Origin of the sequence: Helicobacter pylori NCTC 11637 = CCUG 17874 = ATCC 43504 = JCM 12093 (assembly GCF_900478295.1) — a bacterium.
GTDB lineage: Bacteria > Campylobacterota > Campylobacteria > Campylobacterales > Helicobacteraceae > Helicobacter > Helicobacter pylori.
In genome coordinates this window covers 975,338-987,853 of the sequence record NZ_LS483488.1, presented here as the reverse complement: position 1 = coordinate 987,853, position 12,516 = coordinate 975,338, and the positions used below count along the sequence as shown (strand labels likewise).

Below are 12,516 nucleotides of genomic sequence, written 5' to 3'. Positions count from 1 at the left end.
TTCATTGCCTTTCATTTTTGATAATATCTTGCACGACTTCACTCGCTATTTGCAAACCAAAACTCGCCGTAACCGCATTAAAACTCCCAAGCTCTATGCAATGCGGGACTTCAGGGCTAAAAACCACTTTAAAATCCCCTTTAAAACGGCGTTTTTTTAAAAAATCCCTAAATTTACGCCCGAATTTATCGCCATAGCTTTCCCACACGCTCCCCACTTTGATGTGTTTAGGATTCAAACGCTTTGCACTCCCCATAGAGCTGATAAACTTCCCATAAGCGAAATTTTGACATTTTACCGCTAGGCTTGTTTTAATAGGCAAATCGTCCATGCAATCTAAAATATAATCATAATCTCTAAAATTAAATGAATTTAAAAACGCTTCATCTATATGCAAATTCAAAGCTTGAACGCCCTTGTAGAGATCTTGCAACACCAACACTTTAGATTCTCCTATCCTTTCTGATCCAATCTGGCGGTTTTGATTGGTAACATCAAACACATCTTTGTCAATGATAGTGATTTGCCCTATCCCCACACGATACAAAGCGTCTAGCGCAAAGCCCCCAACACCCCCAACGCCACAGATTAAAACCCTTTGTCGGCGGATTTTTTCAAAATCGTTTTTAAACAACCACCTTATGCGCGTGAATCTATCTATGGGTTCAGACAAGCTTTAGCCTTCAATAAAAATAGTGCTTTTATTGTATCGTAGTTTAAAAAATCTTAAGACAAAAATTTTTGGATTTGCTTAGCCTTATGCATTTGCGATTGCAGTTCTTCTTTTTCTTTTTCTAATAGTTCAATGCTTTGGGCTATCATTTCCTTAAGGCTTAAAAGCGTGTCTAAATCCAAGCTTTTTATTTGCTCTAAAGAAAGGCGTTCTATCAATGAAAAGGCTTGCTTAGAATCTTTTTTAACAAGAGCGATTTTAAAGGAATCTAATAACGCATTAGGCGAGTTCATCTGAATGGATTTCCCTCCAAGCTTCTAACAACCCCCTAGCCACATTCAACACCAAATCAATCTTACTCGCATCATTTTCCACATTGGCCTGCGTTAAAACTTTGATTTGATGGGTGTATAAGCCTGTAAGATACACCGCCACTTCCCCCCCTTTTTCATAATCTAAAATATTCAATAATTCCGTGAAAATATCCGTAACCCTGTTAATATAATAAATCTTTTTTTCAATGTCTTCATTTTCAATACAGCGTTTGGCTTGCGAAGAAAATCTTAAAATCCCTTCATAAAGCATTTCAATGAGTTTTGCCGGGGATTCCACACTCACTCGGTTATGCTGGTAGGCTTGGTAAGCGTTAGCGTATTGCATAATGTTCCTTTATCCTTTAAAATTGATAACTCTCTGTTTTTTAATTCTTTTTAGCCGCCGCTTGATCGATCATCATTTGCACGGAATTGAATTTTTGATTGGCTTTAGAAATTTGGCTATCATAAGCCGCAAAACGCTCCGCCATGATGTTGTAGCGGGTTTTTAAAAGCTCTTGAGCGTTTTCTTTGTCTTTGGTCAGGCTTTTAGCGTCTCTGTCTAGGGAATCTTCATAAATCTTTAATTTAGCGTTCCCTCCGTCTATGAGATTGGCGATGACTTGATTGAATTTAGAAAAAATGCCCTCTTGGTGGATTTCTCTGCCCCCCATATCCTTGCTATCGCTCCCATAGAAAAAATCTTGAGTCGCTTTAGGGTTAGAATTTAGCGCACTACTCAATTTGGCTTCATCTAAACTCATCACGCCCTTATCGTCTAAACTAAGCCCGTATTTCATCAAGCTTTCTACCCCATTATCCGTATGCACGCTATAAGAAAACACATTGTTAAGAGAAGAACGAATCGCGCGAATATCGCCCACGCCGTTAAAAATCCCAGCGATTTTAGTGTCAGCGTCATAACGCGTGTCTTCATCCAGTTTAGGGATAAGCTCATTATAGGCTTTGACAAATTCTTTAAGGCTGTCTATAATGGCTTGATTGTCTCTGCTCACGCTGATAATGGCAGGTTTATTAGGCTCTGTGGTTTGCTCTAAAGTGATATTAACCCCACTAATCACATCATTGACTTCATTAGTGGGGCGTGTGATGCTCACCCCATTATAAGTGAATTCTGAATCGCTCGCTTTTTGTAAATTTTTAGACATAAAAAGCGTGTTTTGTGAAGCTTCATAAGATTGCACCATGCCAGCATTTAAACCCAAATCCTTCAAACTGGCCTTGCCTAAAGCGTCCTCGCCCTTAATGGTGAGCATTCCGGTTTTAGAATTGATCACAAGCTTGCCTTCGGCGTTTTTAAACGCGTTCAAGCCTTCTTTGGAATTGATCGCTTGAATGATAGCGTCTGTGTTTTCTTCGCTGGTGTTGCCCTCTTTGGTTAAGGTTTTTAAATCCAGTTTTTGACCATTCAAGCTAATTACCCCTTCCAATTTACCCTCTTTTATCGTGCGAGAGCTTTTTAATAAATCGCTTTCTTGGGTGGTGGTTTGTAAAAACCCAAGCTCTTTAGCCTTACTCCCTTTAACTTCAATGTTTCCCCCACGCCTGTCATTAATGATTAAAGATTCCCCCCCATGAAGAGTGTCTATGGAAATATCCCCATTAGCGACCAAGTCTTTAAAATTAGGGTCGTTTTCTAAAGCCTGCTCTATCGCTTTTTGGATCGCTGTGTTTTTTTGTTTGATAGAAGCGCTTTCAGGGAGCTCTAGCATGATAGGGACCTCATGCATATTCCCATCAGCCCCCTTTAAATTCAAACTCACTTCACTTTTTCCGCTTCCATCAACCCCCAAAGAAAGGGCGTTTTTGTTAGTGAGCGTGGATTGGAGGTGTGAGCCAAAATAGATGCGGTTGTCTTCGCCGGTGTTTTTGGTATTCACCATTAATTGGTAGGGGTCATTCCCTCCTGTTTTCATCACAATGCCCATCACTTCGCCATTGGTAGCGTCCGTGATGCTTTGAGCCACATCGCCTAAAGTCATTCCTGCTTTAATATCAACGGCGTAGTCCTTGTTTTGCGTGTAAAATTTGAGCGTGGTATCCACTTGGCTAAAAATATCGTCTCTTGAAGAAAATTTCGCCCCTAATTCATTAATATCGCCTTGCGCTAAATTTTGCACATCCACTTTAATGTCTTGAATAGGCACGCCAGCCCCCACGCTCGCGCTCAACGCATCGCCTGTAACATTGCTTTTTCGGCTGATATAAGTGGAATAATCTGAAAGCGTTTTAACCGGGCCTTTGAGAGCTGAAAGGAGCGTTTTAATTTCTACAAGGGCTTTTTGTTTTTCAACATTTTGCTCCATTTTCTTGTCTAGTGGGGCGATTAAAGCTTTTTCATCAGCGTCCTTAAGCTTGTCAATCACATCGTAATTCAAAACCTTACTGCCAAGCCCTAATGAGCTTAATGAACCTATTGCCATGTTTTACCTCTAATTTTTAGCCTCTTTTATCAAAGATAATACCTATCACATCGCGCATTCTTTGCATAAGCTCCACGGCTTCTTTAGAGGGTATTTCTCTTATCACCTTATCCCCATTAGCGTCTTTGACTGAAACCACTAACCCTTTGATCGTATCGTTATAACTAAAATTAATATCCGTGCCAATGCGTTTCATTTCTTCATTCAGACGCTCGCTCAATAATTCTAGTTTGGGTTTGTATTGATCAGGGTCTATTGTTGTCTTAGATTCATCAATAGTGTTTGTAGTATTTGTGCGACTGATCTCTTTTGTGGGGGTTGTTTGAACGCTTGTGTGAGATGTGGGAATCCCAATCCCTTGAACTTCATTGACCATAAAAACCTCCAAATTTTTCCATGCCTACAAGTATAATGATTTCTTTGTTTGCATAAACTCTTTAGCCAATATCGGCAATAAAAATGATTTGTTTAATTGCGCGCGATGAGTTCTAAGGGGTTGATGTGTTTTTCTCTCATGGTAACTTCAAAGCCCAAGCGTTGATCAATGCGCCCTAAAACATAGCCTTTTTGGATCCGCATGCCGCTTTTAATGGTGGGGGCGATTTTATCTAGTTGGGAATAAATCGTGCGGATGCCGTTTTTATGCTCAATGATAACGACTTTTTTAAGCATGTTGATTTCTTTAGCGAACACGATTTTCCCGTCCAAAACATTACGCACCAAAGCGTTTGGGGTTTTTGACACTAGCGTGATAGACTCGCTAAAAATTTTTAAATTATAAACCGGATCAATATAGGGGCCAAATTTTTGCACCACTTCATAATCGTTCAAAGGAGCGATCGTTTTTGGCCCGTTATAGCTCGTGGTGTTGATATTTTGATAAGAGCTCGCTACTTGTTTGACTTCTAAGGCTTGAGAAGATTTTTTCAAACTGACTTTTTCTTCATTTTCTCTGTTTTGCTTGATGATATTCAAGCGTTTTAAAAGAGCGTTTAAATTCTGGCGCTCTTTTTCTAAAAGGGTTAGGCGTTGGTTATAGATCGCATAATCTTTTTGCATGCTCAAAATGAGCTTATTTTGTTCGGTTTGCAAGGATTTTAAGGTTACTTCACGAGTTTTTTGCTCATCTATGATGGATGAGATTTTTTGAATGCTGCTTTTGACTTTTAAAGCTTGCGTATTGAGTTCCTTTTCTTCTTGGCTTAGTTGCGACATTTTAGACAGGGTGCTTTGGTGCAAGTTTTCAAACGCTACTTGTAAAATCACATCATTAGAAGAGGCTAAATTCTGCCCCTTTAAGGCTTGTGAGAAAAGAAAATCCTCTAAAAGCGTATCAAACACCCTCTTTTGTAAAAACGATCGTTGTTTTTGCAAATGATCTAAAGATTTGCGGTAGTTAGTTAGGACTTTTTCTTGCGCCAAACTTTCGTTACGATTTTTTTCAAGACTCTTTTTTAAAGCGATCATTTGGCGCTCCATCTCAGCTTTTTGAAGCTCTTTAGAGCGGATCGCTTCGCCCAAAGAACTCAAACGGCTGTTTAGTTGGTTTTTTTCTTCATGGGTTTTTTTCAAAAGGGTTTCTTTATGTTGAATATCTTTAGCAATATCGCTCACTTTTTGCGTGTTAGCTGATAGTAAGGTGGCTAATAAAAATATTCCTAATTTATACATGTCTAGTCCTCCAAGCTACAAGTAAAACAGAAACAAATGAGATCACAAGGCTAAAAAGCAGTCCCCATAAAAAATGGTTTAAAACAAACGCGCCTCCTATAATACCCAAAGTATCCATCGTTTTTTCAAAACCTTTTTGCGAAGTGGTATAGAGCATGAGCATGGGGGCTAAAAAACTAGCGATTAGAGAATCCATTAAAGCTATTTTATACAAAAACCCGTTTTTAAAAGACACTGAAGCCCCTAATAAATCCATGATCTCTAACCTCTCATGGTATTGATAGATCCAGATGCGGACTTGCTTAAACATCAATAAAACCGATAAGACAAAGACCACTAACGCAAAGATATAGACCGCTGCTTTAATAAAACTCAAGAGATCATACACTTGCATGTAAGTTTTGGCAAAGACTTCAACTTTTTGAACGCCAGGGATTTTGAGCAATTTTTCTTTAATGTTTTCTAAACGCTCTTGAGTGGGGAATGTGGAAAGTTGTAAAGAATAAAAAAAGGGCAAATTTTTTCTTAATTCCTTAAGCCCGTCTATGCCTAAAGTTTTTTGAAGAGGTTCTAAAGAATAATTAGGATCAATTTCTTTCAACGCTATGATTTCGCTAAAATTTTGACGCAACAATTCCAAGCTTAATTTTTGCGTGCTGGCCAACACGACTGAATAATCTTCAATCAATTTTTTTTCTTTTTGTTCAATCGCTTGATTGATAAACAACACACACTCCAAGCTAAACAATAACGCTACTAGGGGAATGATAAAGGCTAAATGCTTTTTAAGAGTATTCATAAACTTCCCCATCTTCTATATAAAATTTTCGGTGATAAGCGCTAAAATTTTTAGGGAATTTGTGCGTAACCACCACGATCGTAGCGTTTAATTGCGTGTTCATGCCCCTTAACAGGCTCCAGATTTTATCGCTAGAATAATCGTCTAAATTCCCGGTAGGCTCATCGGCTAAAATGAGTTCAGGGCAGTTCGCCATAGCTCTAGCCATAGCCACTCGCTGTTGTTCGCCTCCGCTGAGCTCTTTGGGGTAGCGGTTAGCCTTATGGCGTAAATCAATATGCCCTAAAAGTTTTTCTAGCTGCAAATGGCATTCTTCTTTTTTAACGCCACAAATCACCATCGGCAGTTTGATGTTTTGCTCAATCGTGTAATCTTGGATCAATTTATAATCTTGGAAAACCACGCCAATATTTTTACGCAAATCTAAAATCGTTGCTTTTGAAGCGTTATTCATGTTGATATTGCAAACTTCTAATTTACCGCTAAAAAGTTTTAAATCCCCATAAAACGAACGCAAAAGCGTGCTTTTACCGCTCCCGCTAGGCCCTGAAATGAACACAAAGTCCTTGCGTTTGATGCGCAAATTAGCATGCTTGATGACCGGTTCGTTTTGCTGGTATTGTAAGCATAGATTGTTCGCTGCGATGATCACACTCATCCAATTCCCTTTTGGCTTAGGATATTTTGAAGCAAAAGATGCGCTTTGTGGTTGTTTAAGGTTTTTAAGGGGCTTTTATTGAGGTAAAAAATCTGATTTTCTGTTAATAAAACAAACAAACGCACAGGCCAATCAAAATCCCCCATACTCACTTCCACTAAAAAATCCCCCTTATCCTCATAAATATTACAAACATGCACAAAATACCCCTCTTGGATGATTTTTTTGGTTTTTAAAATCGTTCCAACGCTCTTTTTACTCATTGTTATTGTATCAAAAGAAAAATCAAATGCATGGTTATCAAAAGGGGTTTCATTCGATTCTAAAGAATAAATCCTTAAATCATAAATATCTTTTTTGAGTTTATTCCAACGCGCTTCATACTTGCTGATAACCGGGATTTGAGCGTTTTTTTTGATTTCTATCTCGCATTGAAGGTTTTTTAGGGCTAATTTTAGGCTGTCTTCAAAATAAAGGCTATCATCGGTGCGTAATTCCAAAAACCCTCTAGGCTTTAAAACCCTTAAAGCTTCGTTTAAAAACTTTTCGCTTAGCACCCGGCGGTGTTTTTTCTCATTCCATGGCACAGGGAAATGCACAAAAATTTTCTCGCACTTATAATTTGGCATGCTCTCTAAAACCAAACGGCCATCGCCTTGCAAGATGTGCAGATTTTTTAAATCCAACAATTCAATTTGCTTTAACGCTTGCGCGATAGAAGGGGTGTGAATCTCTATCCCTAAGCATGTTTTAGTGGGGTTGTTTTTGGCTAATTCTATCAAATGCCTACCGCTCCCAAAACCAATTTCGGCTAAAATAGGGGCTTGATTTTTTTGAATAAAGTCTTCAAAAGTTTCTAAATCAAGGGCTTTTTTTTGGCTCGCATGTTTAGAATTTTCTTGCAAATTATGCGAAATGACTTCAAAAGATTGCGAATAAATCCTTAAAGCTTGTTTTAAAATTTCTCGTTTTAAGGGCGTTGCTTTTTCGCTTTTGATCAAAAAATCACCCGCTCGCCGGATTTTTTGCAATAAAAAAATGCGATCCTTGAAACTCGCATACACACAGCTTTTAGTGGGGTGTTTTAAGCTTAAAAATTCCTTATGAAAACAAAAATCCCCTGCAATTAAGGGGTATTCTAAAGGCTTGGAGTCTAGCTTGGCTAAAAAATGGGGCATTAAAACCCTTTTAGCGCTCTAAAAATAAGCGCACTTCTTTGCTTGGGTGCGACTCTAAACCATCTTTATCCACGCTCACCACTTGATAGCGGTAAGCCACGCCCACTTTCATGTCCTTATCCACGAATTGGTTTTTGGCGATATTCCCAAAGCGCAAAGGGGTTTTGGAGTTGGCTTCAAAACGATACACCGCATAAGTGGCTATTTTAGCGCTTGGGTTATTTTCCCATTGAATGAGGGCTGAAGAGTCTTGAATAGTCCCTTTAGTGATGATAGGGGCTTCGGGCCTGTCAGCGGTCTCACCCATTGCAGGCTCTTTGGGTAATGCCCCTTCAAGATGCGTTTTATCAAGGGCAACGACTTTGTAATAACGAGTGAGGTTGTCTTTTTCTATTTTATCCACATAGGAAGTGTTGGTGGTTTGAGCGATGAATTTGTATTTATCGTTGCGGTTATTGGAAGCGTAAATGCGATAAGCTATCACATCCGCTTGAGAAGATTTATCCCAACTCAATTCAATGTGTCGTGTGAGGTTTTGGCTCACTCTAACATTAGCGATTTCTTTGGGTAAATCTTTGGTTTTCCCCTCCACTATGATACTAGGCCTAGATTTATCCCCCATGAAATTTTCGGCGATGACTTGGTAGCGGTATTTTTTCCCATCTTCTAAATCTTTATCAAAAAACTCCACAAACAAGCGGTTTTTCACAGCCCCCACGCTAACAAATTTGCCGTCTTTATTCTGCCTTTGAACGATGTATTTAGAAACGCTAGGGTTAGGGTGCGGGCTCCAAAAGACTTTCACACTTTTAGGGTATTCAAGGCTTGCAAAAACGCTTTCTACAGGATTGATAAAAGAGGTTTTCACTAAAACAGGCTCTGAAAGTTTAGAGATTTTATCGCCCTTGTAAGTGGCGAGCTGGTAAGTGTAAGAACTCTCTGTTTCTAGCCCCTCATCATAATAATGGGTCGCATAAGGGTTTTTAATCGTGGCGATTCTTTTAAGCTTGGAGTCTTTTTTCAAACGATACAAAATAAACCCATCAATATCATAAGTATCAGCGATTTTAGGCCATTCAAAACCCACCGAACTCACATCGTTAATGGTTTTAATAGAATGGACTACCGGAAGCTTAGTATCTATATTTTCTTTATTGTTAAGGGCTGAAAAAGTATGATTCCTGGTAGAAGAACACCCTATAAAAACCGCTAATACCACACTACTTTGCAATAAAAGCGTGAAGTATTTTTTCTTCATCCAAGACCTCATCTAAATTCTCCTTGTCAAAAACTTTTTTAAAGTATTCTAACATATCCTTTAATAGGGGAACTTTAAAGCGCAGTTTTTGCTCGCTTCTAGGGTGTTTGAACTCTATCAAATAGGCATGCAGCATGATTCTTATTTCTTCTTTAGAAAGCGCCCCATTAAGCCCGTAAAGATTATCGCCTATGATGTGTCTGTTCAAATATTCTAAATGCGCTCTGATCTGGTGCGTGCGCCCGGTGAATAGTTTAGCCCCTATCAAATCCATGCCATTTTGAGAAGTCAGCAAGCTAGTAAATTCGCTTTTAGAATAACGGCTTTTTTCTTTTTTGGCCGCTTTGAGCGCTATCATTTTTAAGCGGTTATTGGGGTTTCTTGCCAAATAGCATTCCACGCTCATTTTTTCTTCTTTTAAGGGCGTTGAAAGCAAGGCGATATAGTAGCGCCCCATCATTTTAGTTTTGAGCTGCTCGCTCAAATGAACATGGGTAAAATTATTTTTAGCGATGACAATCCCTCCGCTCGTATCCTTATCCAAACGATGCACAATCCCATAGCGCTCTTTTAAGCCAAGATTAGAAAGCTCGTAATTTTGAGATTCCAACCAATCCACTAAAGTAGGCTCTTTCACGCTTAGGGCTTTATGGACGACTAGATTAGGGGGCTTATTTAACACTAACAAGTCTTCATCTTCAAAAATGACTTCTATTTCTAAATCAAGCTCTTTTTTTAAGGGTTTGGGCGCGATTTTGGGCGTTAAAAGCGTGATTTCATCGCCCTCTTTTAAGGCTAACCCCCCTTTTTTGACCTCCTTTTTTTGACAAAACACTAACCCTTCTTTAATCAAATTCAATACCTGGTTTTTAGAAATTTGCAATTCTTTGGCTAAAAATTCATCAATGCGTTTGTAATGGGTAGGGGCGATGAAAACTTTTTGCATTCAAACTCTTTTTTGCATTTTTAAAAACCATTATTCTACTCAAAACCTTAAAAAAATCCTATTTCATTATTTTAATACGCTATAATCTGTGTGCCAACATTTTGTGGCTCAAATCATTTTTAAAAGGGGTTTTATAATGGAAAACAACGAAAACCATGAGAAATTGAACGGCGTTTTGCACAAGTTTTTAGGCGACGCGTTCACGCTTGATGGGAAAGAAAGAGGATTGAATATGGAAAAATTGCGCGAAGCCATCAAAAAAGAAAAACCAATCATGAATATTTTGCTTATGGGAGCTACTGGGGTGGGTAAAAGCTCGCTCATTAACGCTCTATTTGGTAAAGAAATCGCTAAAGCAGGCGTAGGAAAGCCCATCACTCAGCATCTTGAAAAATACATTGATGAACAGAAGGGCTTGATTTTGTGGGACACCAAAGGCATTGAAGATAAAGATTATCACGACACCATGCAAAGCATTAAAAAAGAAATGGAAGATTCTTTTAAAACGCTTAATGAAAAAGAGGCTATTGATGTGGCGTATTTGTGCGTTAAAGAGACTTCTTCTAGGGTTCAAGAGAGAGAGAGTTATTAAGCTTCGCTAAACATTGGAATATCCCAACGATTGTCGTTTTCACCAACACTCAAGAAAAAGCCGGCGATGCCTTTGTTAAAGAATCTCAAAGAATTATAGACGAAGAATGGGGGTTTAAAGGTTTTGTCAGAGATTATGTGAGGGTCAATTCCGTTGCATTTTCATTTAGAGGTATTGAAGTCCCCATTGAAGGTTTAGAAGAGTTGGTAGCTGAAACAGAAAAATGTCTTTCAGACGCTAAAGAAAATAAGAGAAGGCATTTCTTGAGTATTCAAAAAGCTAATATCCAAAAAAGAAAACAAGCCATGATAGAGGAATGTAAAACCATTATCCATGTTGCATCAGGAGCGGCTGGAGCGGCTGGGCTTATCCCCATACCCTTTAGCGATGCACTCGCTATCGCACCCATTCAAGCAGGAATGATCTATAAAATGAATGACGCTTTTGGAATGGATTTGGATAAATCTGTGGGCGCGAGTTTGATTGCAGGATTGTTAAGCGTAACCGCTGTCGCGCAAGTGGGGAGAACGCTCGTTAATGGTTTCCTTAAATTCATTCCTGTTGTGGGGAGTGTTGCAGGGAGCGCAACCGCTGTAATTATCACAGAAGGCATTGGGTTTGCTTATTTGAAAGTGTTAGAAAAATGCTTTAATGATGAGATGGGCGAAGTCAAATTGCCTGCAGTTGATGTGATAACATCCCTTTTCAAGGAGAATTATCTCAATTTGGATACAATCAAAAAATTAAAACCATAATATTAGGGGTTATGAAAAACGCATGGCATTAGACAAAAGGATTTGGATGCATTTTGATCTTTTGCCTTTTGTGTTTATCATCCCCTTGCTTGTGGTTTCTTTTGTATTGATTTTTGAGAGCAGCGCGGTTTTGAGCTTGAAGCAAGGGGTTTATTATGCGATAGGGTTTATTCTCTTTTGGATCGTGTTTTTTATCCCTTTCAGAAAGCTCGATCGCTGGCTCTTTGTGTTTTATTGGGCGTGCGTTATTTTATTAGCGTTAGTGGATTTTATGGGATCGAGCAAGCTTGGGGCGCAACGATGGCTAGTCATTCCCTTTACCTCTATCACTTTACAGCCTAGCGAACCCGTGAAAATCGCCATCCTTTTACTATTAGCGCATTTGATTAAAATCAACCCACCCCCCTTTAAGGGCTATGATTGGAGCATGTTTTTAAAGCTCAGTTTTTACATTTGCTTACCGGCGGCTTTGATTTTAAAACAGCCTGATTTAGGCACGGCTCTTATTGTGCTAATCATGGGTTTTGGGATTTTACTGATCGTGGGTTTAAGGACTAGGGTGTGGCTCCCTCTTTTTATCGCTCTTTTAGTGGCTTCGCCTATCGCTTATCACTTTTTGCATGATTACCAAAAAAAGCGCATCGCAGACTTTCTTTCTGAAAAGCCTAATTACCATGTCATGCAATCCATTATCGCTATAGGATCGGGCGGGTTTTTAGGCAAATCTAAAGAAGCTTGCACGCAAACCAAATTCAAATTCTTGCCTATCGCAACGAGCGATTTCATCTTCGCTTACTTCGTGGAGCGTTTTGGGTTTTTAGGGGCTATGTTGCTTTTTGCGATTTATATAGGCTTGAGTTTGCATTTATTTTTTTATCTGTTTGAGAGCAACAGCGATTGGTTTTTAAAGATTGTAGCCCTTGGGATTTCTATTTTAATCTTTGTTTATTCCAGCGTGAATATCGCCATGACTTTAGGGTTAGCCCCTGTGGTGGGGATTCCCTTACCATTATTTAGCTATGGGGGGAGCAGTTTTATCACTTTTATGATCCTATTTGGGATCTTAGAAAACCTACTTGCTTTTCGCTATATTTTTGGATACAATAGCAAACCATCCTTTGGGAATTTTGGATTCTTAGCTCAGCTGGTCAGAGCGCTCGGCTCATAACCGATTGGTCGTAGGTTCAAGTCCTACAGAATCCACCACTCCCACTTTTTTATCCCCCTT

General features: G+C 39.0%; 14 protein-coding genes and 1 tRNA gene. 4 read left to right on the top strand and 11 right to left on the bottom strand.

Features of this window, described 5'->3' with window-relative positions; genetic code table 11:
- Position 1: 1 nt before the first annotated feature.
- The 11 genes from DQL14_RS04950 to DQL14_RS04900 form a co-directional block, all read right to left on the bottom strand.
- Positions 2-673 carry a tRNA threonylcarbamoyladenosine dehydratase gene (locus DQL14_RS04950; protein ID WP_162296870.1) on the bottom strand — a complete coding sequence of 224 codons (672 nt, stop codon included), beginning with the start codon at positions 671-673 and terminating at the stop codon, positions 2-4.
- A 53-nt stretch (positions 674-726) separates the two neighbouring features.
- Positions 727-966, bottom strand: a complete 240-nt coding sequence (locus DQL14_RS04945; protein ID WP_108168951.1) for a hypothetical protein — start codon at positions 964-966, stop codon at positions 727-729.
- On the bottom strand, positions 953-1,333 hold the full coding sequence (gene fliS / locus DQL14_RS04940; RefSeq protein ID WP_001199081.1) for a flagellar export chaperone FliS: 381 nt from the start codon (positions 1,331-1,333) through the stop codon (positions 953-955). The genes DQL14_RS04945 and fliS overlap by 14 nt, the downstream gene beginning before the upstream one ends.
- 40 nt (positions 1,334-1,373) lie before the next feature.
- A complete protein-coding gene (fliD, locus tag DQL14_RS04935) occupies positions 1,374-3,431 on the bottom strand; it encodes a flagellar filament capping protein FliD (RefSeq protein ID WP_162296869.1) in 2,058 nt (685 codons plus the stop codon).
- 16 nt (positions 3,432-3,447) lie between these two features.
- Positions 3,448-3,807, bottom strand: coding sequence for a FlaG family protein (locus DQL14_RS04930; protein ID WP_021581944.1), 360 nt, complete (start codon positions 3,805-3,807; stop codon positions 3,448-3,450).
- A 92-nt stretch (positions 3,808-3,899) separates the two neighbouring features.
- Positions 3,900-5,102 (bottom strand): murein hydrolase activator EnvC family protein, encoded by a 1,203-nt coding sequence (locus DQL14_RS04925; protein WP_108168950.1) that lies wholly within the window; start codon positions 5,100-5,102, stop codon positions 3,900-3,902.
- Positions 5,095-5,901 carry an FtsX-like permease family protein gene (locus DQL14_RS04920; RefSeq protein ID WP_108168949.1) on the bottom strand — a complete coding sequence of 269 codons (807 nt, stop codon included), beginning with the start codon at positions 5,899-5,901 and terminating at the stop codon, positions 5,095-5,097. The genes DQL14_RS04925 and DQL14_RS04920 overlap by 8 nt, the downstream gene beginning before the upstream one ends.
- Complete coding sequence (locus tag DQL14_RS04915) at positions 5,888-6,559, bottom strand: ABC transporter ATP-binding protein (RefSeq protein ID WP_000111063.1); 672 nt, start codon at positions 6,557-6,559, stop codon at positions 5,888-5,890. The genes DQL14_RS04920 and DQL14_RS04915 overlap by 14 nt, the downstream gene beginning before the upstream one ends.
- Positions 6,556-7,737, bottom strand: a complete 1,182-nt coding sequence (gene trmB, locus DQL14_RS04910) for a tRNA (guanosine(46)-N7)-methyltransferase TrmB (protein ID WP_108168948.1) — start codon at positions 7,735-7,737, stop codon at positions 6,556-6,558. Before trmB ends, DQL14_RS04915 begins: the two co-directional genes overlap by 4 nt.
- Positions 7,738-7,747: 10 nt before the next feature.
- Positions 7,748-8,995 (bottom strand): fibronectin type III domain-containing protein, encoded by a 1,248-nt coding sequence (locus tag DQL14_RS04905; RefSeq protein ID WP_162296916.1) that lies wholly within the window; start codon positions 8,993-8,995, stop codon positions 7,748-7,750.
- The gene (locus tag DQL14_RS04900) at positions 8,958-9,941 is read right to left on the bottom strand and encodes an RluA family pseudouridine synthase (RefSeq protein WP_108168946.1); all 984 of its coding nucleotides are present in this window, start codon (positions 9,939-9,941) and stop codon (positions 8,958-8,960) included. The genes DQL14_RS04905 and DQL14_RS04900 overlap by 38 nt, the downstream gene beginning before the upstream one ends.
- Positions 9,942-10,077: 136 nt before the next feature.
- Here DQL14_RS04900 and DQL14_RS04895 point away from each other — a divergent pair, with 136 nt between their 5' ends.
- From DQL14_RS04895 to DQL14_RS04880, 4 genes are all read left to right on the top strand, one after another.
- Positions 10,078-10,533, top strand: coding sequence for a GTPase (locus DQL14_RS04895; protein ID WP_108168945.1), 456 nt, complete (start codon positions 10,078-10,080; stop codon positions 10,531-10,533).
- 137 nt (positions 10,534-10,670) lie between these two features.
- Positions 10,671-11,288, top strand: coding sequence for a hypothetical protein (locus DQL14_RS04890; RefSeq protein ID WP_231952805.1), 618 nt, complete (start codon positions 10,671-10,673; stop codon positions 11,286-11,288).
- Between the two features lie 22 nt (positions 11,289-11,310).
- Positions 11,311-12,456: an FtsW/RodA/SpoVE family cell cycle protein gene (locus tag DQL14_RS04885; protein WP_108169939.1), complete on the top strand. Its 1,146-nt coding sequence runs from the start codon at positions 11,311-11,313 to the stop codon at positions 12,454-12,456.
- Positions 12,418-12,494 (top strand) — tRNA-Ile (locus DQL14_RS04880). Before DQL14_RS04885 ends, DQL14_RS04880 begins: the two co-directional genes overlap by 39 nt.
- Positions 12,495-12,516: the final 22 nt, after the last annotated feature.

Bases quoted from the DNA above. Each gene is read 5' to 3' on its own strand.
- DQL14_RS04930 (WP_021581944.1), bottom strand. From the start codon at position 3,807: ATGGTCAATGAAGTTCAAGGGATTGGGATTCCCACATCTCACACAAGC.
- DQL14_RS04905 (WP_162296916.1), bottom strand. From the start codon at position 8,995: ATGAAGAAAAAATACTTCACGCTTTTATTGCAAAGTAGTGTGGTATTA.
- trmB (WP_108168948.1), bottom strand. From the start codon at position 7,737: ATGCCCCATTTTTTAGCCAAGCTAGACTCCAAGCCTTTAGAATACCCC.
- DQL14_RS04925 (WP_108168950.1), bottom strand. From the start codon at position 5,102: ATGTATAAATTAGGAATATTTTTATTAGCCACCTTACTATCAGCTAAC.
- DQL14_RS04895 (WP_108168945.1), top strand. From the start codon at position 10,078: ATGGAAAACAACGAAAACCATGAGAAATTGAACGGCGTTTTGCACAAG.
- DQL14_RS04915 (WP_000111063.1), bottom strand. From the start codon at position 6,559: ATGAGTGTGATCATCGCAGCGAACAATCTATGCTTACAATACCAGCAA.
- fliS (WP_001199081.1), bottom strand. From the start codon at position 1,333: ATGCAATACGCTAACGCTTACCAAGCCTACCAGCATAACCGAGTGAGT.
- DQL14_RS04920 (WP_108168949.1), bottom strand. From the start codon at position 5,901: ATGAATACTCTTAAAAAGCATTTAGCCTTTATCATTCCCCTAGTAGCG.
- DQL14_RS04900 (WP_108168946.1), bottom strand. From the start codon at position 9,941: ATGCAAAAAGTTTTCATCGCCCCTACCCATTACAAACGCATTGATGAA.
- DQL14_RS04945 (WP_108168951.1), bottom strand. From the start codon at position 966: ATGAACTCGCCTAATGCGTTATTAGATTCCTTTAAAATCGCTCTTGTT.
- DQL14_RS04885 (WP_108169939.1), top strand. From the start codon at position 11,311: ATGGCATTAGACAAAAGGATTTGGATGCATTTTGATCTTTTGCCTTTT.
- fliD (WP_162296869.1), bottom strand. From the start codon at position 3,431: ATGGCAATAGGTTCATTAAGCTCATTAGGGCTTGGCAGTAAGGTTTTG.